The organism is Mesorhizobium sp. M0571 (assembly GCF_040320985.1).
GTDB lineage: Bacteria > Pseudomonadota > Alphaproteobacteria > Rhizobiales > Rhizobiaceae > Mesorhizobium.
Map to the genome: position 1 here is coordinate 1 of NZ_JAMYQT010000023.1, position 26,126 is coordinate 26,126.

The following is a 26,126-nucleotide window of genomic DNA, read 5'->3' on the forward strand; positions in this document are numbered from 1 at the left end:
CGAGGAGCGGCAACAGCATCTGGAGGCGTTGGTAGCTCACGACAAGCAGATTGCGCTTTGGGCGAAGAACTGTTCGGAAACCTTCGCAAACCGCGCGGCACTGGTAGGCGCAGAGATTGCGCGCCTGGAAGGGCGAGACGCCGATGCGATGCGCTTGTACGAGCAGGCGATTCAATCGGCTCGGGAGAACGGTTTCGTGCAGAACGAGGGGCTGGCCCACGAGCTCGCCGCGCGGTTTTGCGCGGCGCGCGGCTTGGAGACGATAGCCCACGCCTATCTGCGGAACGCAAGGTACTGCTATCTCCGCTGGGGTGCCGAGGGCAAGGTACAGCGGCTCGAGCGATTGCACCCGCACCTCCGCGAGGAATCGGCTCGGCAGCCTCCCACCGCCACCTTTGGCGCCCCCATCGAGCAGCTGGACGTCGGTACGGTCGTCAAGGCCTCGCAAGCGGTGTCCGGCGAGATCGTCCTGGGCAAGCTCATTGAAACCCTGATGACGATTGCGCTCGAGCATGCAGGCGCCGAGCGTGGCCTGCTCATTCTACTGAGGGGCGGCGAGCCGCAGATCGTGGCGGAGGCTATCACCAGCCACGGCAGAATCGAGGTCTCTGTTCGAGAGATGGCCGTAAATCCGTTGGCACTCCCCCGATCCGCGCTTCACTACGTGATCCGGACACGGGAGAGCGTGGTCCTTGATGACGCTTCGGTCAGCAACTTGTATTCGGACGACGAGTACGTCCGGCAAAAGCACCCCAGGTCCGTCCTCTGCCTGCCCGTCGTCAAACAAACGAAGCTTGTCGGCGTACTCTATCTTGAGAACAACCTGACGCCGTACGCCTTCACGTCGAGCCGGGTGGCGGTGCTGGAATTGCTGGCCTCGCAGGCCGCGATTTCGTTGGTAAATGCCCGCCTCTATTTTGAAGTGCAACGGGAAAACACCGAACGCGAGCGCGCCGAAGATGCCCTGCGGCGGAGCCAGGCCTATCTGACCGAAGCGCAGAGATTGAGCCGCACCGGCAGCTTCGGCTGGAGCATCGCCACCGGCAAGATCATCTGGTCGGATGAGACATTCAGGATCTTTGGATATGACAAGGCTCCTTCGGCCACCATCGACATGGTCGTTCAGCGTACCCATCCGAACGATCGTGCTTCCGTGCAACAGACCGTCGACCGGGCGGCCAGAGACGGGAAGGATTTCGATCATGAATATCGATTGCTGATGCCGGATGGCTCATTGAGGTATGTCCACGCCGTGGCTCACGCGGTAAAGGACGCATGGGGCAACATCGAGTTTGTTGGCGCGGTGACGGACGTCACTGCAACCAAACAGGCCGAGGAGGCGCTGCGGCAATCGCAGATGGAGTTGGCGCATGTCACGCGCGTGACAACCTTGGGCGAGCTGACCGCCTCGATCGCCCATGAAGTCAACCAGCCGCTCGCCGCCATCGTCACCAATGGCGAGGTGTGCCTGCAATGGCTCGACCGTGAGGTACCGGACCTGGCCGAGGTGCGCGAGGCTCTTGGTGACATGATCAACAATGGCAAGCGGGCAGGCGAAATCATCCAGCGACTTCGCGCGCTTTCCAGGAAGACCGAAACCCAGAAGGTAGCGCTGAACATCAACGATGCGATCAGCGAGGTGATCCCGCTGGTGCAGCAGGAGGTGATCAGCCATCGGGCGTCGCTGCACCTGGACCTGGCGCCGACGCTGCCGGCCGTGCTCGGTGACCGCGTGCAACTGCAGCAGGTGATCATCAATTTGATCGTCAACGGCATGGAGGCCATGGCGTCCGTCACCGACCGGCCACGCGAGCTGGTGGTCCGGTCGCAACTGGACAATAGCGGCCAGGTGCTTGTCGCGGTCGAAGACTCGGGCGTTGGCATCGAGCCCGAGAACGTGAACAAGCTCTTCAACGCCTTCTTCACGACCAAGCCCAGCGGAATGGGCATGGGGCTGTCGATCTGCCGCTCAATCATCGAGGACAACGGCGGCACGTTGTGGACGTCGCGCAATGAGGGGCCGGGCGCTACGTTTCAGTTTGCCTTGCAATCGCATCACGAGGGTCTGCCCGTGACTCAGCCGACGCAGATGGCGAGGGCGCCGGCGGCGAGGAACTGATTGTCGTCATCGTCCAATGAGACTTTATTCTGCGGGAAGCTTTCCCTTACGATCGACCTGCGCACGGAGACTTTCGACTCTGCAGCACTTTCTAGCTCTTTGGCGAAGGTCAAAGGTCCCATATCGTGGACCTTGTTGGTGCGACGAAGCTGAAGCTCCGCGGGCAAACAATCCGCACCAATTCCGGTTGCCCGGACATTTTCGTGATTGGCCATGGCGACCGCAAATCGGAGCGGGGTAGGGCATCGGCGCACAAACAGAATCCTGATCCATGCATCCCGCGCTCGGCCGACCGTCGGACATATTCGAACCCCTGCTGATAATCGCAAGAAGAAACCAGCCGCCGCAACCGAGACAAAGCCTTTCGACAAACCGGCATTTATAAGCGCCAAATGTCCCTTGATGGCGGGCCTGATCGGTCGACTTTTTGAGCGCACTCTTGGCTGGCGCGACGCTTGGGGCATCAGCGGCATGCGCGCTAGCCTGCCGTTCCTGATCCCTGCATGCCGAGAAGCGAGGTAAGGAAATGAGACTCGGATTCACCGAACTAAGACGCATTGGCCTCGGTAGGGCAGCGAACCTGTTGAAAGGCCCTCATGACGTGACGCCCCACAACCGGACGCGCTCGAAAGCGGGAATGCTCGTCGCGTTCAGCCGTGGCGCGCCCAACGGATGTATGCAAGACATCGCATGTTCCGCTCGATGAACGCTCAAGAAGCATTCTTGGCACCGAGCGAAGTAGACAAGTCCGCGTCGCTTCGAGCCGCGGATGCCGAGTTGAAAGAACTTCGGTCGATCGGCATCGACGTGGAAAGCGCCAACGAAGGCGTTAGCGAAGTCGAAGAAGGCGGTTTCTGGAGGCGCAACCGTCCGCGCTTCCTCGCCCTGGCTGTGGTTGCCGTGGTGGCACTTGCGGTGCTGGCACTCAATCGCATTCTGGTCGACGTCAACTACGACGACCTCATCGTTGCGATACAAGACACTTCATGGCTGAATATCGGCCTCTCGTTGCTCTTCACCACATTCAGCTTTGCTGCCCTCTCGATCTATGACCGGCAAGCGCTCGCCCTCGTGGCGCATAAGGTGCCGTTCAACTATGTGGCCCTGACCAGCTTCTGCGCATATGCAGTAGGTAACGTAGCCGGTTTCGGTCCCTTGACCGGCGGAACGATCCGTTACCGCTTCTATTCGCCTCTCGGTGTGTCGCCGGAGGACGTTTCGCGCATCGTCGGATATGTCACGGCGGCATTTGGCTTCGGTCTCCTGTTCGTAACCGGGCTTGGCCTCCTGATGGCAGACGCAAAGCTTGCTGCGCTGGTCGGCCTGCCGGCGATTGCGGTGCGCGTGGCCGCTATCGCGATCCTGCTTTTCGTCAGCGCGGTGTTCATCGCAGCGACGGTCGGTCCGAAGCAGGTGACAGTTTTCGGGCGCACTGTCGCTCTTCCAGGTCCGAAAGCGCTGGCTCTGCAACTCGCCGCGACAGTTTCGGATCTGATTGCTTCGGCGCTTGTCTTGTGGGTCTTGCTTCCTGCTGGTGCGATCGACTTCCCCTCGATGCTGTCCATTTACTCCGTGGCAATCGCGCTCGGCATACTGAGCCACGTACCTGGCGGTGCCGGTGTTTTCGAGGCAGTCATCCTCGGCGCGCTCGGCACTACGGTGTCGCTCGATGGAGTGGTGGGAGCGTTGGTTCTCTACCGCGTGATCTACTATGTGATGCCGTTGGCGGTGGCGGTGATCGTCCTCGCGGTCACGGAGGTCAGGCGCGCAGCAGTGGCGAATTCGGCTCTCGCGCGGGGGACGGTAGCACTGGTGCCGCTCGTTCTGTCGGCCTTTGCCGTGGTGCTCGGTGCGATGCTCGTCTTCTCGGGTGCCACGCCCGCTTCCGGCCAGAAGCTGGATTGGCTGCAATCCGCATTTCCGCTTCCGGTCGTCGAGGCAGGTCACTTCATTGCCAGCATTCTCGGCCTCCTCATGATCCTGGCCGGTCGTGGGCTCGTGCATCGGCTCGACGGCGCGTGGTGGCTGACGGTCGTGCTTGCGGCGAGCTCGATCGTGCTCGCCTTCGTCAAGGGCTTTGAGGTCGGCGAGGCAGTGCTGCTTGCCATCCTTTTCGTAACGCTCTTGTTGACCCGCAACATCTTCAGCCGGCCCGCCTCGCTCATCGAGGATAGGCTGTCTCCCGGATGGTGGCTTTGCGTCGGCACCATCCTCGCGCTCGCCCTGGCGATATTGTTCTTCGTGTACAAGGACGTCGGCTATTCGCATGAGCTATGGTGGCAGTTCGAATTCACCGCAACCGCACCACGAAGCCTCCGGGCTCTGCTCGGCGTCGGCCTGAGCGCCGGGTGCGCAGCTGTCTGGCTGCTGACCCGCGCGCCGGCGGGCCGAAGCGCTCGACCGACTGCGGACGAGCTACGTGCTGCCATCTCGATCATCGACAACCAGCCCCTGGCAGATGCCAATCTCGTGCGGACCAGCGACAAGAGCCTGCTTTTTTCCGGCAATGATGACGCCTTCCTGATGTACCGCAAACGAGGGCGTTCGTGGGTTGCCTTGTACGGTCCAATCGGCAATCCCGCCGCTCATTCGGAATTGGTCTGGCGTTTCGTCGAGCTGGCGAGGCGGCATGGGGGGCGCGCAGTGTTCTACGAAGTGCCGGGGGAGAGCCTTTCCATATACGCCGATGCCGGCCTTTCGGCGTTCAAGCTCGGAGAGGAGGCGCGGGTCGGGCTGGAGTCCTTCGATCTCAAGGGTTCCCGGCGCGCCTCGATCCGGACGGCGCTTAACAAGGCCGAACGTGACGGCATCGTGTTCGAGCTCTTGCCCGTCGACCGTATCGGCGAATCGATGGACGAGCTTGAGCGCGTCTCCGCAGCGTGGCTCGCCGAGCACGCGGTGCGCGAGAAGGCCTTTTCACTGGGCGCTTTCGAGCGCGGATACATCGCCACTCAGCCAGTCGCCGTATTGAAGCGGCAGGGCCGCATCCTCGCCTTCGCCAATGTCATGACGACGGCTGAGAAGCAGGAAGCGACGGTCGATCTCATGCGCTTCGATCCGGAAGCGCCGAACGGCAGCATGGAAGTCCTCTTCGCGCGCCTGCTCATGCATTTCAAGCAAGAGGGGTACAAATGGTTTTCGCTGGGCATGGCGCCCCTTGCCGGGCTCTCCGGGAATCCGGCCGCACCGATCTGGCACCGCGTCGGCAGAGCCGCCTATGACCACGGAGAAGCGTTCTATAACTTTCGGGGTCTGCGTGCCTTCAAGAACAAATTCGATCCGATCTGGACGGCCCGCTACATGGCGGTGGCCAGCGGCTTGAGTCCATTGCTCGCGATCGCCGACGTCACGGTCCTGATCGGCGGCGGAATTCGCGGAGTGATTTCCAAGTGAGGCCCCTGTGGTTTCGCCTCGGCTTGGCAGCGACCATCGGCGCGACCGCCTTCACCGTGTACTGGATGCGCCCCGAGCCGCTGCCCGATACCGATACCTTGGCGATCGCCGACCTTGTGAAGCCGCAACAGGCTGCCAAAGGCATAGTGTTCCTCTTCTCAGGCGTGGACGGGTACACCGTGGGTGATGCTCAGACCGCTCGCGAGTTCGCGGCGGCCGGCGCGCTGGTGGTCGGCATCGATCTGCGCAAGAGCTTTGCCAAAGTGCAATCGGAGTCCGATTGCGTCTATTTCGTTTCCGATATCGAAGAGCTAAGTCAGTTGATCCAACGCTCTGCTGGCGCGCAGACCTATCTCAATCCCATCATTGCGGGGACCGGCGCCGGCGGTTCGATGGTGATGGCAATCATGGGGCAGTCGCCGGACGCGACGATCGGACGTGCAGTCGCCGTCGATCCAAAGGCGGATTTGCCGCTTCCGCAGGAGCTCTGCAGCGATGCTCCTCACCTTCGGGCCGCGAACGGGCAGGGCTGGATCTACGGCCTGCAGGAAGGCACGCTGCCCGCACCGATCACCGTCGTCCAGACGCCGAAGGCAGATCCGGCAGGGCAGGCCCACGTCTCCGATTTGATCGCCCAAGGATTTCCGATCGATCATGTCACAGCAGCGGGGGAGACGATGGCGTTGACTGCTGCTGTAGAACACGCTCTCACGCAATCGGCTGCGCCGGCCGGCGATGCGTTGGCAGATCTACCGATGGCCGTGCTTCCTGCAGTGGCCAGTCACGACACCATGGCGATCGTGTTGTCGGGTGACGGAGGTTGGCGCGACATTGATAGCGAAGTGGGAGTAGCGCTCTCGCAAGCGGGCGTGCCAACCGTCGGGATCGATTCGCTGCGCTATTTCTGGACGCGCAAGCCGCCCGAGACGATCGCCGCGGACCTGACCAGAATCATTGAGCACTTCACCAAGACCTGGAAGGTCCAGCGTGTAGCATTGATCGGCTATTCGTTCGGGGCTGACGCGCTCCCTGCGGCTTACAACCAATTGCCTCCGGCAGAAAGGAATCGCGTCTCCCTGATTTCTTTGCTGGCGCTGAGTTCTTCGGCGGAGTTCGAGTTTGACGTCAGCGGCTGGCTCGGAATGGACGGAGACACTTCGCACCCGACACTTCCCGACATTGCGAAAATTCCCGCGTCGATCCTTCAATGCGTTTACGGTGCGGACGACGACGAAAGCGTCTGCGCCAAACTCGCCGGCAGCGGCGCCGACGTCGTCATGATGGACGGCGGACATCACTTTGATGATGACTATGCGGCGCTGGCCAACCGCATAATCGCACGGATACGCTGACCGAATCCCGGCTCGCCAGTCAGCGGCCGTCGCTGACGGGGCACCGCGACTGGGCGGGCAGCATCGGGTGACGCTGAAATGCGTGGATCCCCCAGCGCACCAGGCCGGCCGATTTCATCCCAGTCCGCTGAACATCAGTCGCGACCGCCAGTCTGGCACCACGTCCACCGATGGGTACGCTCTGCGAACCCAAGGGGTGATAACCGCAAGGACGGACCAGCCGCCGCAAAGGCGGCAAAGCCTTTGCACAAACCTGCGGGTATTTTGCTGCTGAGCATGATGGAAGGCGGCCTGGGGAGCAAGCAAATGAACGTCGGATTGGGCGGTTGGCGCGGCGATGGCTGCGAACCTGTTGAAAGCTGGCCACGATGTGACCGTCTACAACCGGACCCATTCCAAGGTCGAAGCCACGGTTTGTTGGCCGTCGCAGTTTGCGGCGGAAAATAACAAGGAGACTGCAATGGATTGCAATCTAGAATTGTTGTGGATTCCATCCACCAGCGCCGGCGTTATCATATCGATCTGTCTCGCCGGTACTGTCGCGACTGCCACTGCCCAGGGCACCGTGGCGACCATCGTGGCCGACCAGGTGCGAAGCCAAGGCTTCGCTTGCAAAAATCCAAGCTCAGCGGAGCGCATTGAAGCTGAGTCCACCCCCAATCAGACCGTCTACCTGCTCCAGTGTGAGGGCATAACCTACCACGTGCTTTTGATTCCAGATCAAGCAGCTGACGTGGCCAAAGTTGACTGAAGCCCTGTGCGGGACGAAAGGGAACGGCCTCCAGCGAGGATGCACTTCCACAATCGATGATCAAATTTTCTTGAAAAACGCTGCATCGGCCCGCAAGTTAACCTACGTAGTCTTGCAACGAAAAGTATAATTCAGAACTAACCAGCAATAGCTTAACTGAATCGGCTTGATCGAAAGCTCGCCAGCGAGGCTAGCGCGTCCGATCGGCCATACGCCGGATAGACGGTTCCGCACGAAGAACACGCCACGGCGCCTGGATCAAGGCCTCGCACGGATCGCGACCATGTCAATTTCTAACGTCCTTCGCAGGCACCGCGCCGTGCTGCTTTTCTCCGCTGTGGTAGTAGCGCCGTTCGCCGTTGGGGTCGCTCTGAACGCGAGCTTCGCCGATACGGAAACGGGCTCCTCCCAGGTCGCCTCCGCCACTCCTGCTTCAACCACCTCCTATGCTCCGATCGTTGCGGCCGATAAGCCGGCGGTAGTGACCATCACCTCGATCATGAAAGCTTCACCGGCGCCCGATGACCAAACCGAGTCTTCCGACGGCGGCTCGCCGTCCGACGAGCAGTTGCCTCAATTCTTCGACGATCGGGGTATCCCGGCGCCCAAGGCGCCGCCGCAAGGAGCGACGCAATTGGCAGAGGCCCTCGGCTCCGGCTTCATTATCAGTTCAGATGGCACCATCGTCACCAACAACCATGTCATCGACGGAGCTTCCGACATCAAGGTGACGCTTGACGATGGAACGGAGCTCCCGGCAACCCTTGTCGGCCGAGATGCAAAGTCGGACCTCGCGGTCCTGAAGGTAAAGGCTGGGAAGCCCCTTCCCACTATTGCCTGGGGTGATTCCGACAGGCTTAGGGCAGGCGACCCGATTCTGGCGATCGGCAATCCGTTCGGCATCGGAACGACAGTCACTGCGGGAATCGTTTCCGCCCGCGGGCGCGATCTTCACAGTGGTCCGTACGACGATTTCCTGCAGATCGACGCACCGATCAACCACGGTAATTCGGGTGGGCCCCTTGTCGACACCAACGGCACTGTCGTGGGTATCAACACCGCGATCTATTCGCCCAATGGCGGCAGCGTTGGCGTCGGATTTGCGATCCCTTCCCATGAGGCTGAACAGATCGTCGCCAAGCTGGTGAAAAGCGGTTCGATCGAACATGGGTTGCTCGGCATCGTGATGCAGCCGGTCACACCGGACCTCGCAAACGCCCTCGGCCTGCCAACGCCCGAAGGTGCATTGGTCGCTCATGTCGGCGATGGATCGCCTGCCGCCCATGCAGGCATCGAGACCGGCGACGTCATCACCGGATTTTCCGGCCAAACCATCAAGGAGCCCAAGACCCTGTCTCGAGCTGTGGCGGATCTCGTACCGGGAAAGAGGGAGGCGCTGTCCGTTTGGCGCAATGGGAAGACAGTTGCGCTGTCGGTGGTCATTGGCGGCAACGACGACAGTGTCAAGCCGATATCCGCAACCAACTCTTCGCAGCCGGTGCATTCCAGTTTTCCAACACTCGGTCTAGCGCTTGGTGACCTCAATCAAACCGTTCGCCAAGCCTTGAATGTGTCTTCGCGCGTGCGTGGTGCCGTGGTGGAGGGGATCGATCCCGACCAGCCGGCAGCCACCACCGGCATTGCATTGGGCGACGTCATCGTCGCGGTCAATCACATGCCGGTGAAGACTGCGAAGGAGACAAGTCAGGCCATTAGTGCCGCGGCAAAATCCAGCAAGAAGTCGGTGCTGCTGCTGATTGAGCGCGGCGAACAGCAGACATTCATCGCATTGCCGTTCGGCAAGGGCTAGTTCGCCGTGATGGTGGCATGCTCGTCGGGACGGGGGCAAAATCCTACAAGCTCACCTGATCCCGGCAACCGCCCCGGCGCGCAGGCATTCGAACAAGGTCACCGTCGTGAAAGCAATCACATTCTCCCGCTTCGGCGCACCCGATGCGCTGGTGGTCGCAGACATTCCTGACCCTAAGCCCGGCCATGGCGAGGCGCTGGTTCGGGTCGAAGCCGCTTCGGTCAATCCGAGCGACGTGAAGAACGTGGCGGGTGCGATGTCGCAAACCACCCTGCCGCGCGTTCCGGGACGGGATTTCGCGGGCGTCGTGGAGGTCGGACCGGATGAATGGATCGGCATGGACGTGTGGGGCAGCGGCAATGCCGGATTCGCCCGCGACGGAAGCCATGCGCAATACATCATCGTTCCTGTCGCCAGCCTGCGCCGCAAGCCGGAAAGATTGAGTTTCGACGAGGCTGCATCGGTCGGCGTGAACTACCTTGCAGCGCATCGCGGCTTGGTGGATGCGGGCGCGCTGCGCAGCGGCGAGACACTCGCGATCATTGGGGCGGGTGGTGGGGTCGGGAGTGCCGTGGCCCAAATCGCGCGGCGCATGGGGGCAAGCAAGATCGTTGGCGTGGATCGGTCCGCCCCCGACCTAGCCTCGGCAATCGCAAGGGCAACGGACGCATTCATTGCCGGGGCATCGGACACTGCAGCCGCCGTGCGTGATGCGCTCGGCGGCAGAGGCGCAGACTTGGTGTTCGATGCCGTGGGGGGCGTCATGTTTGGCACATCGTTGGCCTGCCTCGCGCCGCAGGGACGCCTTATCGAGATAAGCGCGACCGGTCAGCGGGAGGTGACATTCGACGTCGCGGGCTTCTATCACAATGAGAGCCGGATTTTCGGCGTGGATACCTTGAAGCTGGACCTGACCGCTGCCGGCGCCATCCTGGAGGGGCTGCGGCCTGGCTTCGAAGATGGTGACTACCGGCCGCCCTTCATTGCCGGAACATTCCCGCTGGTTAACGCGGCAGCGGCCTATCAATCCGTGGCGGATGGACAGGCCGGACGGATCGTGCTGCGACCGCAGGGATGAACCGCATGCTCTCGGCCGCACTTTCAATCATCGCCGGGTTGGCCGTCGGGGTAGGCTATGGCCTGTGCGGGATACGTTCCCCGGCGCCACCGGCGATTGCCCTTTCGGGCTGCTCGGGATGCTGGCAGGGGAACGCGGCGTCCTTCTGGCCCGACACCATTTCGGCAACCAGCTTTACGATGCCTCGCCTGCCCAGGCGCCCGCAAATCTGTCCGACCATCGAACGCCCGAAACACTGAGAGAGTGAACCATGCAGGCGCAGAGTCAAGACGAGACGCAAGCAACGCACAGTCTCTTTGGAACTTTTGTCGTGCCCGCGATCCCTGCGCCACAGGTTGAGGCCGCCTCGCAAACCGATCCGGCTTTTTGAACGTAAGAACCGTCCACGCTAACAGGAGTCTCAGCAAATGACAGAGAACAAAAAAATAGCTTTGCGCACCCGGCGACCGTCGGGCATAACCGACCTCTCTTCGGACGCAACCCGCGATATCAGCGCGGGACTTAACGGCCTGCTGGCCGACGTCTTTGCCCTTTACCTAAAGACGAAAAACTTTCACTGGCACATGAGCGGTTCGCATTTTCGCGACTATCATCTCCTGCTTGATGAGCATGGTGATCAGATCTACGCAATGACCGATCCGATCGCCGAGAGGGTCCGCAAAATTGGCGGCACCACACTGCGATCCATCGGGCAAATTGTGCGGACTCAGCGCATCGCCGACAATGATGCCGAATACGTCGAGCCGCAGGATATGCTTGACGAGTTGAGGGACGACAATCTACGCCTCACGTCGGCGATGCGCGAGGTACATAATACCTGCGACAATTACCATGACGTAGCAACGGCTAGCCTTCTTGAGGTCTGGATTGACGAGACCGAGCGGCGCACGTGGTTTCTCTACGAAATGTTGCACCGTGCCAGCGCGTGGGCTTGAAGTTCAGTTTTACGGACGAAATTCGACACCCATACTTATTTATACACAAAACTATACCTTGATATATTACAGATTTCTGCAGATCGACCCTAGATATTCGATGAAGGCCAGGAACTGAGACGAAAATCACGTTTGAGCGTTCCTGAGAGCCTGTAACCGGAATGCGCGGTCGATAAATAGCCGCCTTCCTCATCGAAAAGGACTTGTAATCATGCGTTCTATCACTTTGAAGGCAGCGCTTGCCGCGATGATCATCACCGTTCCGCTCTCCGGGGCCTTTGCCGCCTCGCATGACGGTGGCCACGGTGGCCGCCATGAGGGCAGCGGCGCTTACGGCGACTTCGCTCAGAAGCGCTGGTTTGACGGCATTGACTCGTTTCACCACTACAACACGCCTCTGGGCGTCAGGCACTACGACAGCCCCTACAATCGCTAAAAAGCAGGCGCCAGCGCCTGGTCTTGGCACCCGCCGCTGCGTTGTAGCGGCGGGTGTTGTCGCGCCAGGATTTATCCCGAGCGAGTTCGTCGAGTTGTGCTTGGTATTTGGTAGGTCGGAATTTAGCCTATCGGCTTGCAAGGTCGGCTCATTGGCGACTGTCCCGGACCAGCCGCGACCTGTCTCCTTGGATGTCCCGCACTTGCGACAGCCGTTTGCAGCCGGCTGTATTTCTGGTGAACCGTGATGGGCTTCTGGCCCGCGCTGCAGTCTTCAGTTTCGAAATCCGCCTTTCAATTCAACGGGCTCGCTTTGCCAGCGCCCCGCGACGTTCGCGTGGCCTTGGCGAAGACTGCCTTTCGCCTGGCCGATGCATTTTGAGACAGCCGGGTGATGAACGCCGGCGTTGGTATCCAAGACGCCGCCTTGCGGAGCCTTGAAACATCCAGCCGGACTTGGCGGGAACAAACCGCCAGTTCGACGGCGGTGAAACTATCTTGGGATACACTCTCGAACTACGCAAATCCCAGCCAAACCGGGCGGTCCAGGGCCTATCCGAGGCTCCGCTGGTAAGCACTCGGAGTAAGGCCGGCCACCTTTCGAAAAGCGGCCGTGAATGAGCTGGTTTCGCTGTATCCGACAGTCAATCCGATGTCCGTCACCGAATGAGCGCGCGTCGCGAGAAGACTTTTGGCATGCTCGATTCGACGGCTGGTGTGATACCGATGCGGAGGCACACCAAATGACAGCTTGAAGGCGCGGCAGAAATAGTACGGGCTCAACCGGGCAAGCTGCGCGAGAGTGGCCAGCGGTATCGGTTCGCCCAAATGCGCATCGATATGCGCCGTTACTATCCGCTTCTGCCAAGCCGCGAGTCCGCCTCGAAGCTGAGGTTCGGCTCTCGGCGTCCCTTTGTGAAAACGGACCAGTTCATGAGCCAGGACGATACCCAGCGCTTCCAGGTACCGCTGATTCTCCAGGTTTGGGCTTTCGAGCGACCTCATCAGTTTGAGGGCTGTGCCCAGAAGCGTTGCATCCTCAAAGAAAAGCTTCGCCACGAACGTCATATCTGCCGTGTCCGCGTTGAACGGAACTTGCAGCTTGGCAGGATCAAAATAAATGAACATGAGACGCGCAGACGTCCGCGGCTCATGCCATTCAAGGTATTCGCGGCCGGCGGGCACGAAGGTGAGCTTGCGACCAAAATCCAGAAGTTTCGATCGGGATAAACCTTCGACGAAGGTATCACCGTCTCGCCGCGCGCCTTGTTCATAGACCACCAGTAAGTGCATGGGCGCGCGAAACCGGAACTCGAATTTGTCATGACCTGCAGCTTGGACTACCTCAGCAACTATCCCATCCGAAATCGCCGTGCGACTACTCACAGCGTCGGCTGAAGATATCTCGACGCGGTAATCGGCCACGTCGACGGTCCGGCGCCCGAACTGCGCGTACGCCGCGGAGCTGGCACGTTGTGCCTTTCTGCCGTTGAATGGAGCGCGCCAATCTCCCACCAAAAGTGGGCCGGTTTGCTGCAATCGCGGCGCATTGCCCGCAAAGGTCGTAATCGCAAGTGCATCGATGTCGCTGGGGGCAGAATTCGTCAACATGGCTTGGCGCACATCCTTCGGGCTATCCCATCTGATGTCAGCGTAAAGCGCCGGTGATGATTTACTCCATTCTACATCCGTAGGCGGCCCTAGAGTGTTGGTTTGAACTGCTCATACTTTGGTTTGGGATTGGACGGCGCAGTCGATAGTAGTGCTGCCATCATTTGTACAGTTGCGACGATGCCATACTTTTGCCCCGCAACTCGACCGGTCATTTCAGACCGGCGTCCTTGGCTGCAAGACCGCCGATCGCCGACCAGTCGAGCTTGTCGCCGCCATTAGCCAGCAGGGTAAGAAACCGGTCGCGGAGAAGGCTGGCGATCGGCATCGGCACGCGCAAGTCCTCGGCAGCCGCAAGGGCAAGCCGAATATCCTTGGAGCCAAGGGGTGCTGCGAACGCGGCCGGTTCGAAAATTCCGTCGGCGATCAGTCCGCCATAGACTTTGTAGACCGGGAGGCCAAACAGGGTCGAGGTCAGAAAGTCGGCATATTGCCGCCGGTCGAGACCGGCTTTGCCGATCAGCGCCATTGCTTCGCCGAGCGATTCGATAACCGAAGCGAACAGGAAGTTGCCGCTGAGCTTTACCAAATTGGCAAATTTCGGAATCTCGGAGACGATGAAAGTGTGTCTCCCGATTGCATCGAGGAGCGGTGCAACTGCCTTGACATCATCCGGCGCACCGGCGGCGGCGACAACAAGTTGGCCCGCCGCCGCCACATCAGGGCGGCCGAACACTGGCGCCGCCACAAAACGCTGCCCCGCCTTGGCGTGGGCCGCGGCAAGCCGTTCGGACAATGCGACACTAATGGTGCTCGACGAAACATGGATCGCGCCGACCGACAGGCTATGGATTGCGCCACCGTCGCCGAACACCACGTCCTCGACGGCCTCGTCGTTTGCCAGCATGGTCAGGACGATATCGCCGTGACAGGCGTCTGACATATTGGCCGCCGCTTTCGCTCCCAGCGTGACCAGCGTTTCGACTTTCGCGCGTGTCCGATTGTAAACGGTCACATCATGCCCCGCTTTCAAGAGGTTGGTCGCCATGCCGGCGCCCATATGCCCTAACCCGATAAACCCGACTTCCATATCTCTGCCAGCTCCTCTTGGTGATGCGGCAGACGCTACGAGGCGGTCTGCGAAAAGGCTTTGCCCTTGTTGCGGCGCGTGGGCTTTTCTTGCTGCTATCAACTATTTGCGCCGGTATTTGCGCCGGTCACCCCTGCGGTGCCTCCTGACCGCTATCTGCGCAATGTCGATCCAAATGCCGCAAAGCGGCTGAAGCAGAGGGCAGAGCGGTGCGTTAGACAGCGTGGCGGCTCAAGTTTCTGAAATCAACGCAAGCCTGGCACAATGACCAACCAAGAACCTCGTTGCTGTGGGCCGACCGTCGACGTCGTTGCTCGGCCGGTCTTTCGCGCCGAGCCGACAGAAGTCCCAATTGCTGGCGCCGGCGTCGTTCCGATCGCTGTCCCGGCGCTTTTGGCCTTCGTTGCCGGATATGTGGACAGTTGTACCTTCCTGGCATTCGCCGGCCTCTTTGTTGCGCAGATGACGGGTAGTTTGGTGGTGGCTGGCTCCGAACTGGTCGCCAAAAACGATGGCTTTCTGATCAAGGTGCTGGCAATCCCCATCTTCTTTGCGGCCGGGGTGTTGACGACCATAATCGTGAGAGCGCTTGGCTCAGATAGCCGAAGAGCCTTGGTCGCGACCCTGGCACTCGAGGCAGCGCTACTCGGTGGACTGGCGTGCGTCGATGTCTCGTCAGGGGTGACGACGGTCACATCGGTTGCGGTACTGTTCGACCTCTCAGCCATGGGCGTTCAGAGCGCCTCCGTTCGGCTTCTGCTGGTTCAATACGGGTCAACCAATGTGATGACGACCAACACCACGCAACTGGCGATCGAGCTCACCGACATGCTGCTCGCATCGCATCGGAATCGGCGCAACCCTCGCGACGCTGCATGGCGCCTCAGCGACGAGCGCACTCGGGTCGCGCTGGCTCGAGTTGCTCCGATCATGCTCGGTTTCGTTGCCGGCACGGTTGCGGGAGGCTTGGCGTACACTTCGATAGGCCTCAATGGCTTGGTGTTCGCAGTCGGCATTGTAGCAACTCTCGCTATCTGGGCCGTCAAGGGCACTTGGCTGCGCCGATGACCAGCCCACATTCATGATCTCAACCGAGCCTCCGCGCGCTGGCGTGGTGAGGCGCGTTTTGGATTTGGCGAACCTAGGTTAGCCCGATATCTTCGCCCGCGCGATGGCCTCAGGAGGGAAGGGCTTCGCCTGCGGACTCGAGGTCGTCGCCGCATTGATCCGACTATTCGGATTCCCGCAAAGCGTTGGATAGGCAGTCGATCAGCACTTTGCCGTCGAACGGCTTGGTCAGGAAGCCGACCGCTCCGGCCTCCAATGCTCTTTTCCGACTGCTATCCTCAGGAAAAGCCGATATGAAAATGACAGGCACCCTTACGCCTTGGGCGATTAAATGAGCCTGCAGGTCAACGCCGCTCATGCCTGGCATTCGGATGTCCGTGATCACGCAGCTAGTGTCCTCGACGTGGGGAGACTCCAGGAATTCTTCAGCCGACGCAAACGCATGAACGAGGAACCCATGAAGGCGCACCAGTTTTGCGGTGGCGATCCGGAGCGATTCATCGTCATCGACGATTGAGATTATCGGAACGCTGGACAGCTGACATCCTCTCAAGAAAGTTGTGCGCGACTCCTCGTCGCGCGTCTACGACCTTAGTCCATTCAGCGCCGACTACGAATCATACAGAGGTTTTATTGTTTGGTACGGTGAAGGTGGAGAGACTCGGCCATTCTCACCAAATCAGCCAAAGTCTTGGCTCCCATTTTTTTCATGACGTTGCCGCGATGTATCTTCACGGTGATTTCGCTCAGCCCTACCTCGGCCGCAACCTGCTTGTTCATCAGCCCAGTCGTAACCAATGCCATGATCTCCCGCTCGCGTGCACTCAGCGACTCGAAGAGAGCTTGCAGAGCCGATAGCTCTCCCTCCTTTTCACGCCTGCGTCGATCGCGATCAATCGCCGCGACAACAGCGTCCAGGATGTCCTGGTCTCGAAACGGCTTGGTCAGGAAATCGACGGCGCCTGCTTTCATGGCTCTCACCGACATCGGAATGTCGCCATGACCGGTCATGAAAATGATTGGAATGTGGATGTTTGCCCTGGCAAGTTCGCTTTGAATATCAAGACCGCTCACCCCGGGCAGCCGAACGTCGAGTATGAGGCAACTCGGAACATCCGGGAGTTTGTGTTGCAGCAGTTCCGCTGCTGACCCGAAAACCTCGGTGTTCAGATCCACCGTGCGAAAAAGCCTCTTGAGGGCCTCGCGGAATGAAATGTCGTCCTCAACGATGAAGACGATTGGCCCGTTGCCGCGGGCGACTGGATCATCCGTGAGCAATCGGCCGGTCAAGATCGTGTCTCTTGATGCGGCCACGGACAGAACTCAGTGGTTACGACGGACCTCGCGTTGCATGAGCCCGCCGCCAACATCGCCTGGATTATCGAACAAGGGAAACACCGCCCCATGCACATTCTGCGGCGCCTGACCGTAACGAAGGAAAATCTCGTGTTTTGGCTACCTGGCATGTGCGGCAACGTCCCAGCTAAGCCCCGTCGTGGAGATAAAAGCACTTTCAGGAAAGATCGGCAATTTGATTGCGAAGCCAGCGAAAGCGACGCGTCCTCAGGCGCCGGGTTTTCCTCTTGACGTCCCTACGGAAAAACGCGCGAAATCCGCAACCACGATGCAAACTTGGCAATAGCGAAGAAGCATCCGTCGGCGAAGAGTACTAGTTTGTTGTCGGCGTTGCGATCTGTGGTGTTCGGTGCATTTCTATAACATCATAGCAGCGCTCCAACTCGTGCCAATTGATCCCATGGGCCTTCCCCTCCCGCCCGCCGATCGATTGTGAGGGTGCTCTTCCTCCCGGGAGCGTTTTTCACCGTGCGAGTTCTTGGGCCGATGACATGCCGTCATCGGCCCATTTTTCCCTCTGTCTCACAAGCAGGGTTAGCCGGCTCCCTATGGCGGTCGAATTCATCAAGCTGGTTGCCGTGAAGACCTGCTACTCGGGCGCCGCTTGTCCAGGAGGCTGGAAACTGCCGCCCAACGCCGTCGTGGCTCTAATATACGGATCCTATCCTCGGTCGCCGGAGGGTTGCCAACGTCGGCACTTTTCGCGATGAGACTTGTTGCGGCGCCCTGCATCGCGCCGATTTTCGGAGAGGACAAGAATCTGACGTCGCAATTGGCGCCCGACTGCAACCGTGGTCGAAATGATGGCTGGATCAGAAGGCGACTTTCGACCGCAATCACTGCGTCGCGAGAAGCCCAGCATATCTCGTCAAAACCCATACATGCCCGAAAAGAGGCCAGAATCGACTGAGGGATACTTGTCGTTGTCGCCCTTGAGCTGCGATAGGGGCGTCGCAGTCGAACGGGCAGTCGGTGCTTGGAGATGCCTCGGCAACGTTACGTGGTTTCTGTGCTCCTTTCGTACGACAAGATCGAGCTTCTGCTGTGTCTGTGACGGAAGCGAACTTGCCGCAGAGGCGCAAGCGGTTGACAGAAAAATTGCCGCGAGTGCGGCCTCGATGGAAAAAGAGCGCATGTCGATTTCACCCATTATGTCGTTCTGTTGCACAGCCCCGCAAGACTTCGATTGTTCATGCCGGCAGTATTCATTTAGGCTTCTCGGCGGCCTTAAAACACTATACGAAATGCACTCAAACTAGATTTAAGGAATTATTTTTGTAAACCGAAAGAATGCCAATCAGTTCATCTAACGCGAGGCGACGTGGCGCTTAAGGCCCAGAGAACTAGCCGATCGTCACTGCACTAGCATTCGCCGGTTCGCGGATTGTCAGAGGCCTCTAGGTATATTGGTATATTTATTTCAAACTAGGACATTACGCCTGCCAACCTGCGTACAATATGGGACTGCGGATACCCGCGTTTAGGATTGTCTTGGCAAGCACAGCGCTGTGCGCCCAAACCGCAATTGTGCAGAACGCAATTCGTCACAACACGGTTCACTATTGCCTCCCAGACGTACCGACCTCCGCCCAACGTCAGTTTTCGTAGCGCCGGCATTGCCGCTGTCGCAAGTCTGCATTCGACGCTGACGCGGCAATCTCCCGTCAGGCAAGCGCCTCCATCTGTTCCAGCCCAAAGGAAACACGCCCATGAGCACCTTCACAACCAAGGACGGTACAGAAATCTACTACAAGGACTGGGGCACCGGGCAGCCAGTGGTCTTCAGCCATGGATGGCCGCTCAGCGCAGATGCCTTTGAGGACCAGATGTTCTTTCTTGTTTCGCACGGGTATCGCTGCATTGCGCATGACCGCCGTGGCCACGGGCGGTCGAGCCAACCATGGACCGGCAACGACATGGACACGTATGCCGACGATCTCGCGGAAGTTGTCCACAAGCTTGATCTCAAGGACGCCATCCACGTCGGCCACTCCACGGGTGGCGGGGAAGTTGCTCGCTACATCGGGCGGCACGGCACGAAGCGTGTGGCGAAGGCCGTTTTGATCGCCTCCGTCCCGCCTCTGATGGTGAAGACGCCGACCAATCCTGGCGGCACGCCACTCGAGGTGTTCGACAAGATGCGCGCCAGCGTCCACGCCGACCGCTCGCAATTCTGGAAAGATCTCAGCCTGCCATTCTTCGGCTACAACCGGCCAGGCGCGAAGGTCTCGGAGGGAGCGCGCCACTCATTCTGGCGGCAAGGAATGATGACGGGTTTCCCTGCCGCATACTTCTGCATCAAGGCGTTCTCCGAGACCGATCAGACCGAAGACCTGAAGAAGTTCGACGTGCCGACGCTGATCATGCAAGGTGACGACGACCAGATGGTGCCGTTCGCTGACGCCGGCCTGCTTCAGTCAAAGCTCATCAAAGGTGCGACGCTGAAGGTCTACAAGGGCGCCCCGCACGGTCTCTGTATGACGCTCAAGGATCAGGTCAACGAGGACTTGCTGGCGTTTTTCAAAGTCTGAGCAACAGGGATGAAGCTGCCTTTTGCATGATGCCGGAGGCCATCCGATCGCCGGCTCTCACCGATTAGTCCGCGGTCAACACGAGCCGCCCGCAGGGCGGCTTCGACCGTTTTTGTACCTAGTATCAAGTTGTTCAAACCAAGCCGCTCAACGGCAAGGTTTGAAAGCAGCGCTATCGAACGTTCAAATCAGATCATGAACTACGGGCGGTATCCATATAATGTTAAATTGCTACAGGCGGCGCAGGGTCAGCGTGTTTATTTACAAAGCACTGCGCCCTCACGTCTTTCGGCCACGCCTGTCGGTGATGGCAGCTCTCGGCCTATGTTTTTATCTTGTACTTCAACATATTTTCGAGTTGCTTCGCGCGGCCCTCATCGCTTTCGACATAACGACGCTCATGATGATTGTGGCATGCCTGGTCATCGCCTGGAAGACAGCGCGTCGCATGATGCCGAGGCGTGCGGGCGAGGAGAATGAGCGGAAGTTCTCTGTGCTCATGACCGGCATCGCTGTTTGTGTCGTTATCCTGGGAGCACTCGGTCTGGAACTTTCGGGCGTCCACCAAAAATCGGTGAATGAGATCGTGTTGGCGTCAGCGACGATCATGCTTGCATGGGGATTTCTTAACATGCTTTTCGCTTTCTACTATGCCTACGAGTTCTATCGTCGACAGCAGCGAAATCATCGGCCCCTGGCATTTCCAGGCACCACACAACCTGACTATTTTGACTTTATCTACTTTGCGTTCACCATAGGCATGACCTTTCAGGTCACCGATGTAGGGGTCCGATCGGGACCGATCAGACATATCGTTTTCTTGCACGCGCTGATCTCCTTCGTCCTTAGCGTGATTGTGCTGGCTCTGATGGTCAATGTCTTCGTCGGAGTTCTCTATTTTGGGTGAGCTTTCAACGTGGCGTGACGGCAGAACGCCCATGGAACTGCGCAACAGACAGATCGTGCTGTGGCGTTGTAGATGCCACGCCGGACGTCGATCGGATTGCCGTGCCAATTCCGGGCGAGGGCGACGGTCTCATACCTAAGTATATCCAGGCCAAATCATTCGCGTAGGTCGATTGCCATCGGTAGAATAGCCGTTTAGAGCCGAACTTGATTATCTAAATTCCATAGCAGTCCGAAACTCGCCAGCATGACCGGCAGGCGTGGCACAGAATGCTCTCATTATACTTGTGCGTTCTATGTTTTTCGGAGACTGCATCGGCGAAAAGTTATGGAGGCAAACGATGTCGTTCGAATTGCGCAGAATCGAAGGGATCAGCATTCCCAAGTTCTGGAACGACTACACCAATTTTGAAGACAGCGGCCTCCCAAAGCATTCGACCTCGTCAGCTGCTTCACGCTTAGGCTTTGTCGTCGGAATAGCGACGAGACAGGTAAATCTGATCCTATTCGTGCCGGATCCAAAAGAACCAGGGGGTTTGGTCGACGACCCAACAAGAGCCAACTTGCTGGATGCGGTTATGCGCCTGCTCCCGAAGGGAATGGCAGTGCGCTTTCTCAGGATCGGTAACGACGACTTGCGGCGTCGTTTGGGAATTTTTCGCGAGAAGGCAGGACCCGATCGATGTTTGTTTCTGGACCTCCGATCGCAGGCCGACTCCGCGATAGAGGAATTGGCCCGCGCCCTGCTTAGAATCGACGGGATGGACGAGCATTTCGGCGAAATCTACGCAAGCGCCGTCGGACTAGCGATCGCCGCGCGGCTTCTGGGCCATGACCATCGCCCCGATCCCTTTCGGCCAAAACGCAATTGTGGAGCTTTGCCGAGATGGCGGCTCAAGCGCGCCCTTGAGTACATCGATGCGAACCTGGCAGAGCCGATCACGCTTGGCGACCTCGCCGCAGTAACGGGGCTCTCACCAATGCACTTCGCTGCCCAATTTCGCATATCGACCGGCATTCGTCCTCATGAATATTTGTTGCGGCGTCGTATCGAACGAGCACGGGAGCTCCTCTTGCAGCATGATTCGTCGATCGTCGACGTCGCGCTCAGCGTCGGATTCCAGACGCAGTCTCACTTCACCACGGTGTTCAAACGTTTCATGGGTGACACGCCGCATCAGTGGCGGCGGTCAAACTATAGCGAAATAGATCATTTGCCGGCCAAACTACCTCGGAGTCCAGGAATAAAGATTGCTGGGTCTTGTGTGGAGTTGCGGCGGCACCAGGCGCCCCGAGTCGCACTATAGGCAAAAGAATATTCGGCCACGCGGATCCATCGGGCAGTGTTCGATGCGTTGTGGTTCGACTTGTAGACAGGAGAATACGCATGCAAGCACTATCGCGCCGGAATGTCCTTGCGCTCGGAGGTGTCGCCGTCGCGGCGACGGCTGCCCATGCAACGACGTTTGGCAATCCGGATGAGCCGCCGCAGGGCGCAATAAATGCAAATCCCGGTAGCCTATCGGACCCCGGCCCAAAGAATCCGGCGGTCGCGGATCAGCTGCCGTCTTTCGAAAACCCACCCGCAACCGATGTCGGCGGCATGCCGAGGTTCTGGTCCTCGTTCAACATTGCATCCAAGCGCATTCAGGGCGGCGGCTGGGCCAGACAGGTCACGGTCGCGGATTTCCCGATTTCGACGTCCGTCTCCGGCGTCAATATGCGACTTGGACCTGGCGGCATCAGGGAGCTTCATTGGCATCTTGCTGCCGAATGGGGATACGTCACGAATGGTAGCATGCGGGTGACAACGCTCGATCAACTGGGCCAAGCCTATGTGCAAGACATCAAGGAAGGTGACATCTGGTATTTTCCAGCAGGCTCTCCGCATTCGCTCCAGGGTCTCGGGCCAGACGGTTGCGAGTTCCTGATCATCTTTGACAATGGTGAGGCCTCCGAATTCAATACGCTTCTTGTGACGGACTGGTTCGCCCATACGCCGCCGGAAATTCTGGCCCAGAATTTCGGCGTGCCCGCCGACAGTTTCAAATCGATACCGCTTCATGATCTCTGGATATTCCAGGGACAAGAGCCAGGTCCGCTCGCCGCCGATCAGGCCGCCGTGCGGTCCGGCGGCGCGCCTGCGAATCCGTTCACGTTTTCGCTGCGCGATAGCGTGCCGGTGAAGGAGAATTCCTCAGGCGTAGTCCATCTCGCCGATAGCCGGACATTCAAGGTATCGACGACGATCGCCGCGGCCGTGGAGACGATCAAGCCCGGTGCCCTCCGACGAATGCACTGGCATCAAAATGCCGACGAATGGCAGTACTGGATAAAGGGGCAAGGGCGCATGACCGTGTTCGATGCCGGTCCTCGGGCCGAAACGGCCGACTTCCAGTCCGGTGACATCGGCTATGTTCCGAAGAACCAAGGTCACTACATCCTGAATACAGGCACCACCGACCTGCAGTTTCTGTCGATTTTCAAGGCGTCGGAATACCATGAGGTCGACCTATCGGACTGGCTCACCCACGCTCCGTCCGAATTGGTCGCGCAGCACCTGAATGTCGATCCGGCTGTGCTTGCGAAATTTCCTAAAGAGCAGCTCGGCATCATGCCCGGCTGACGGCAGCCGACGCCAGGGCCAAAATCGCTTTGGGCGTGCCGATGATCGAGCCGCTGCACTGATTGGCTATTCCTCGCAACAACTGTCCAACCCAAAAGGATGGTCATCATGAACGACAGTCTCTCGCCCGTCGAAATCGTGGAGGCAATGGTCGACCTCGGCGCCGCCAAAGCTGCTCACCGTCCCACCGATCTGTTGATTCGTGGCATGTTCGCTGGAGCACTGCTCGCCTTCGCGACCAGCCTGGCCCTGCAGGGCGCGCTTCAGACCAATATTCCGCTTGTCGGCGCCCTCATCTTTCCGGCGGGGTTCGCCATGATCGTCGTGCTTGGCCTGGAGCTTCTGACCGGGAATTTTGGTCTGGTTCCATTGGCAGTACTTTCTGGACGCACCACGGCCTTGCGGATGTTGGCGAACTGGATCTGGGTCTTTGCCGGCAACATGCTAGGAGCCTTGATCTTTGCCATGCTGTTCTACTTCGTTCTGACCGACGCCGGCAACGCCGGAGCCGGCGCGCTGGGGGACCATATCCGAGCGCTCGCCGAGTCTAAGACGATCGCCTACGAGCCATATGGGTACGGCGGTCTGGCGACAGGATTCGTCAAGGCGATGCTATGCAACTGGATGGTCTGCCTTGGCGTCGTGATGGGAATGAGTTCGAGGTCCTTGCCCGGCAAGATTATCGGATGCTGGTTGCCCATCTTTGCGTTTTTCGCGTTGGGATTTGAACATTGTGTCGTCAACATGTTTGTCATACCCATGGGAATGATACTGGGAGCCAAGATCAGCTTCGCTGACTGGTGGTACTGGAATCAAATACCAGTGACCTTGGGTAATATTGCTGGCGGGTTTCTGTTCGCCGGCCTTCCTCTTTATTGGACATATCGGCGGCGGGGCAATACAAGCGTGTCAACTCCGGCAGTGAGAACAGCGGCGTTCGGACCGACCGCCTGATCGGATTCGAAGGTTGTCGCGCGCCAGGCGCAAGGCGGTCGCCGAGGGCAGGCCAATAAAGCCGAGACGGTCGACCAACATCATCGTCGCGGTCGCCCGAGCCTTTCGAGCATCTGACCAGCAGCGAAGACAAGCTACAACCGGGACGTCGTCCGAAATGATCCGACGAGCGTTCGAACCGTACCTCACGAGCAGGGCAGACGAAAAGGGGACAGGTCTCGGTCTTCCCCTGACTCAACGTTAGGTCGAACGTCGCGGCGGCGTCCCTACGTCGAGAATGAAGTCGGTCGTGGCACGTCGACTCGGAGGTGCTTTCTGTCGATTCCGGAGGGCGCCTGATCGTAGGATAGGTTGGAGGCCTCGAACCTGGCCGCGGAGAGCCGGTGCGTGCTCATACACAACGCGGCGCGCGGTCAGTCGAAGATCGGCTTTCCGATCGCGTTCGAAAAGATGTTGCCGAGATAAAAGTGGAGCTGTGCACGCACGCCAATGTCGCGGCCCGAGCGCTCATTGATCGGAAGGATCGCTTCCACCCCGAGTTGGGCGTACTCGCCCACCCAGATAACGCCCGGATTGATCGTGCCCGTGGTCTCTCCAGCCAACGGCCCGTCAAGCGGCGTCTGCATTGCGAATTCCACCAGCGGTACCAAACCCCTTGGCGATGCGGTGAGCACCTCCCTTGCCAGCGGAATACGAATTGGTGAGCAGGCTGTATTCCAGGGCGAAGCCCCATTGCAGGACGTTTGGGTTGTCGATTGTGGTGGCGCCGGTCACGGTGGTGGATTGGGTTGGCAGCGCGATTCCAAGGGTCGCGGTGACATTGATCGGACGCAGCCACCCCATCGAATCAGACAGATCATCGAAGCCCTTGCCCATGTAAACGGTCGGCGTCAGGGTCGAGAACGACTTGGCACCAATGTCAGACGATCCGGTGCCGCCCAGCGCCACTGTGCCGCCTACCGAGAAGACGAACTCGTGCTCGGGATTGGAATAGAGTTCATACTGGGTGCCGAGCACTAAATTGTCGAAGCCCGCGCGCGTGCCCGCCTGATCGACGATGCGGTAGTTCTCGGTGAACGACACCGACCAATCCGGGGTGAGGAGCTTGCTGTAGGAGAAAGGAAAGTCGACCTCGCGCGAGGTGGTGTCAGGCAACCGCACCAATTGAGGAAAATTGACGAAGTCGGCCGGAGTGGGAACGACGGTCGCCAGAGTCGCGGGGAAGAAGCGGTCCCTAACGTAGGACGCCGACGCTTCCGAAGATGAACGAAAGACAATAAGAAGCTCGGCACCGCCATGTACCACGCCCGATCAGCCATCCTACTCTCCTACCGACAAGTTCATCCTTGCGTCAGGCGTTCATCATAGAGGGCGACGACGATCCTAAGGATTCGGCGTTGATCAACTCGAATTGCCTGGGGCCGGCGACGTCGTCGACTTGGGTTTCGTACATCCACTGGCGGTGGGAATTGGGGGCGATCATCCTCCTGGACATTCACGCGCAGAGCCTGCCGCTTGGGGCGTGGATGGGTCGGATCAGTGGGGCATCGTCTTTCTCTGTGAACCAAAGCAAGGCGATCAACAAATCGGAATAAATGGCGAAGCAAATCAAGAACGATCTGGTGACCGCGTCCGTGCTCGAGACCGCGAGCACGGCGAAAAGGCAGAGCGGCGCTACCATCGTGACGAAGAGTTCGAACCAGTGCGTCTCACCGAGACGGCCGCACCGGCGTGACATTGCATCGATGTTCGGCGAGTCGAGCGGACCAATGCCGGCAGAGACTGCGGAGGCAAACACCGAACCTTGCCCACCGCGGCGCAGAGCGAAGGAGCCCCCGAGTTCGACCGCACTCATGGGCCTCAGCCTCCAGGCCGAACAACGCGATCGGCCGTCGACATCGGCGCGCCCCAGCCTCCGGTCGCGGATTTGCAAGGCCGGATTGATTTACTGGCTGCCATAGGTCGAAATCCTTGCGTTTGAGCGTGGAGCATCGCGCTCAGACGATGAAATGTCTTTCGAAAACGCCGCCCTAGTTCAAGCTTCGCCCGCTGCGCATATTGGTTTGCCACTGGCGCGTCGCCGGTGACCCGCGTGCCGTGACCTGGCCGGG

22 protein-coding genes and 1 pseudogene are annotated in these 26,126 nt (G+C 59.3%); 15 read left to right on the top strand and 8 right to left on the bottom strand.

Features of this window, described 5'->3' with window-relative positions:
* Positions 1 to 2,119: GAF domain-containing sensor histidine kinase (locus NKI85_RS24230; RefSeq protein WP_352778350.1), on the top strand; the 2,119-nt coding region annotated here is incomplete at its 5' end.
* Here NKI85_RS24230 and NKI85_RS24235 read toward each other — a convergent pair.
* Complete coding sequence (locus NKI85_RS24235; protein WP_352778353.1) at positions 2,077 to 2,592, bottom strand: hypothetical protein; 516 nt, start codon at positions 2,590 to 2,592, stop codon at positions 2,077 to 2,079. The genes NKI85_RS24230 and NKI85_RS24235 overlap by 43 nt on opposite strands.
* A 304-nt stretch (positions 2,593 to 2,896) precedes the next feature.
* On the opposite strand from NKI85_RS24235, the gene mprF reads away from it, so the two are divergent.
* The 8 genes from mprF to NKI85_RS24275 all read left to right on the top strand — a co-directional run bounded on the left by mprF (position 2,897) and on the right by NKI85_RS24275 (position 11,874).
* Complete coding sequence (gene mprF, locus NKI85_RS24240; RefSeq protein ID WP_352778355.1) at positions 2,897 to 5,512, top strand: bifunctional lysylphosphatidylglycerol flippase/synthetase MprF; 2,616 nt, start codon at positions 2,897 to 2,899, stop codon at positions 5,510 to 5,512.
* Between the two features lie 23 nt (positions 5,513 to 5,535).
* Positions 5,536 to 6,864, top strand: a complete 1,329-nt coding sequence (locus NKI85_RS24245; RefSeq protein ID WP_352778357.1) for a virulence factor family protein — start codon at positions 5,536 to 5,538, stop codon at positions 6,862 to 6,864.
* A 337-nt stretch (positions 6,865 to 7,201) separates the two neighbouring features.
* Positions 7,202 to 7,615 carry an NAD(P)-binding domain-containing protein gene (locus NKI85_RS24250; protein ID WP_352778359.1) on the top strand — a complete coding sequence of 138 codons (414 nt, stop codon included), beginning with the start codon at positions 7,202 to 7,204 and terminating at the stop codon, positions 7,613 to 7,615.
* Between the two features lie 283 nt (positions 7,616 to 7,898).
* Positions 7,899 to 9,425, top strand: a complete 1,527-nt coding sequence (locus NKI85_RS24255; protein WP_352778361.1) for a DegQ family serine endoprotease — start codon at positions 7,899 to 7,901, stop codon at positions 9,423 to 9,425.
* A 151-nt stretch (positions 9,426 to 9,576) separates the two neighbouring features.
* Entirely contained in the window at positions 9,577 to 10,503 is a 927-nt protein-coding gene (locus NKI85_RS24260; RefSeq protein ID WP_352778363.1) for a quinone oxidoreductase family protein, read from the top strand.
* Between the two features lie 5 nt (positions 10,504 to 10,508).
* Positions 10,509 to 10,742 (top strand): DUF1427 family protein, encoded by a 234-nt coding sequence (locus NKI85_RS24265; RefSeq protein ID WP_352778365.1) that lies wholly within the window; start codon positions 10,509 to 10,511, stop codon positions 10,740 to 10,742.
* A gap of 168 nt (positions 10,743 to 10,910) precedes the next feature.
* On the top strand, positions 10,911 to 11,438 hold the full coding sequence (locus NKI85_RS24270) for a Dps family protein (protein WP_352526935.1): 528 nt from the start codon (positions 10,911 to 10,913) through the stop codon (positions 11,436 to 11,438).
* A 211-nt stretch (positions 11,439 to 11,649) separates the two neighbouring features.
* The gene (locus tag NKI85_RS24275) at positions 11,650 to 11,874 is read left to right on the top strand and encodes a hypothetical protein (protein ID WP_352778366.1); all 225 of its coding nucleotides are present in this window, start codon (positions 11,650 to 11,652) and stop codon (positions 11,872 to 11,874) included.
* Between the two features lie 551 nt (positions 11,875 to 12,425).
* Here NKI85_RS24275 and NKI85_RS24280 read toward each other — a convergent pair.
* Together NKI85_RS24280 and NKI85_RS24285 are read right to left on the bottom strand one after the other, a co-directional pair.
* On the bottom strand, positions 12,426 to 13,484 hold the full coding sequence (locus NKI85_RS24280) for a helix-turn-helix transcriptional regulator (protein WP_352526933.1): 1,059 nt from the start codon (positions 13,482 to 13,484) through the stop codon (positions 12,426 to 12,428).
* 211 nt (positions 13,485 to 13,695) lie between these two features.
* The gene (locus NKI85_RS24285) at positions 13,696 to 14,574 is read right to left on the bottom strand and encodes an NAD(P)-dependent oxidoreductase (protein WP_352526932.1); all 879 of its coding nucleotides are present in this window, start codon (positions 14,572 to 14,574) and stop codon (positions 13,696 to 13,698) included.
* Positions 14,575 to 14,838: 264 nt separating this feature from the next.
* Between NKI85_RS24285 and NKI85_RS24290 the strand changes: the two genes are divergently transcribed.
* Positions 14,839 to 15,642 (top strand): YoaK family protein, encoded by an 804-nt coding sequence (locus NKI85_RS24290; RefSeq protein WP_352778369.1) that lies wholly within the window; start codon positions 14,839 to 14,841, stop codon positions 15,640 to 15,642.
* A 256-nt stretch (positions 15,643 to 15,898) separates the two neighbouring features.
* Here the strand turns inward: NKI85_RS24290 and NKI85_RS24295 are convergent.
* Together NKI85_RS24295 and NKI85_RS24300 are read right to left on the bottom strand one after the other, a co-directional pair.
* Positions 15,899 to 16,111, bottom strand: a pseudogene (locus NKI85_RS24295) (response regulator transcription factor); the annotation flags it as partial.
* Between the two features lie 161 nt (positions 16,112 to 16,272).
* The gene (locus tag NKI85_RS24300; RefSeq protein WP_502896206.1) at positions 16,273 to 16,935 is read right to left on the bottom strand and encodes a response regulator transcription factor; all 663 of its coding nucleotides are present in this window, start codon (positions 16,933 to 16,935) and stop codon (positions 16,273 to 16,275) included.
* Between the two features lie 1,772 nt (positions 16,936 to 18,707).
* Here NKI85_RS24300 and NKI85_RS24305 point away from each other — a divergent pair.
* The 5 genes from NKI85_RS24305 to NKI85_RS24325 all read left to right on the top strand — a co-directional run bounded on the left by NKI85_RS24305 (position 18,708) and on the right by NKI85_RS24325 (position 24,015).
* The gene (locus tag NKI85_RS24305; protein WP_352778371.1) at positions 18,708 to 19,529 is read left to right on the top strand and encodes an alpha/beta fold hydrolase; all 822 of its coding nucleotides are present in this window, start codon (positions 18,708 to 18,710) and stop codon (positions 19,527 to 19,529) included.
* Between the two features lie 253 nt (positions 19,530 to 19,782).
* Positions 19,783 to 20,436: a DUF1345 domain-containing protein gene (locus NKI85_RS24310; RefSeq protein ID WP_352778373.1), complete on the top strand. Its 654-nt coding sequence runs from the start codon at positions 19,783 to 19,785 to the stop codon at positions 20,434 to 20,436.
* A 340-nt stretch (positions 20,437 to 20,776) separates the two neighbouring features.
* On the top strand, positions 20,777 to 21,742 hold the full coding sequence (locus tag NKI85_RS24315; protein ID WP_352778375.1) for a helix-turn-helix domain-containing protein: 966 nt from the start codon (positions 20,777 to 20,779) through the stop codon (positions 21,740 to 21,742).
* A gap of 80 nt (positions 21,743 to 21,822) precedes the next feature.
* Positions 21,823 to 23,061: a cupin domain-containing protein gene (locus NKI85_RS24320; protein WP_352778377.1), complete on the top strand. Its 1,239-nt coding sequence runs from the start codon at positions 21,823 to 21,825 to the stop codon at positions 23,059 to 23,061.
* Between the two features lie 108 nt (positions 23,062 to 23,169).
* A complete protein-coding gene (locus tag NKI85_RS24325; RefSeq protein ID WP_352778379.1) occupies positions 23,170 to 24,015 on the top strand; it encodes a formate/nitrite transporter family protein in 846 nt (281 codons plus the stop codon).
* 413 nt (positions 24,016 to 24,428) lie between these two features.
* Here the strand turns inward: NKI85_RS24325 and NKI85_RS24330 are convergent, their stop codons facing one another.
* The 3 genes from NKI85_RS24330 to NKI85_RS24340 form a co-directional block, all read right to left on the bottom strand.
* Positions 24,429 to 24,641: a hypothetical protein gene (locus tag NKI85_RS24330; RefSeq protein WP_352778381.1), complete on the bottom strand. Its 213-nt coding sequence runs from the start codon at positions 24,639 to 24,641 to the stop codon at positions 24,429 to 24,431.
* Positions 24,625 to 25,320, bottom strand: a complete 696-nt coding sequence (locus NKI85_RS24335) for a hypothetical protein (protein WP_352778383.1) — start codon at positions 25,318 to 25,320, stop codon at positions 24,625 to 24,627. Before NKI85_RS24335 ends, NKI85_RS24330 begins: the two co-directional genes overlap by 17 nt.
* Before the next feature lie 190 nt (positions 25,321 to 25,510).
* The gene (locus NKI85_RS24340) at positions 25,511 to 25,870 is read right to left on the bottom strand and encodes a hypothetical protein (protein WP_352778385.1); all 360 of its coding nucleotides are present in this window, start codon (positions 25,868 to 25,870) and stop codon (positions 25,511 to 25,513) included.
* Positions 25,871 to 26,126 lie beyond the last annotated feature (256 nt).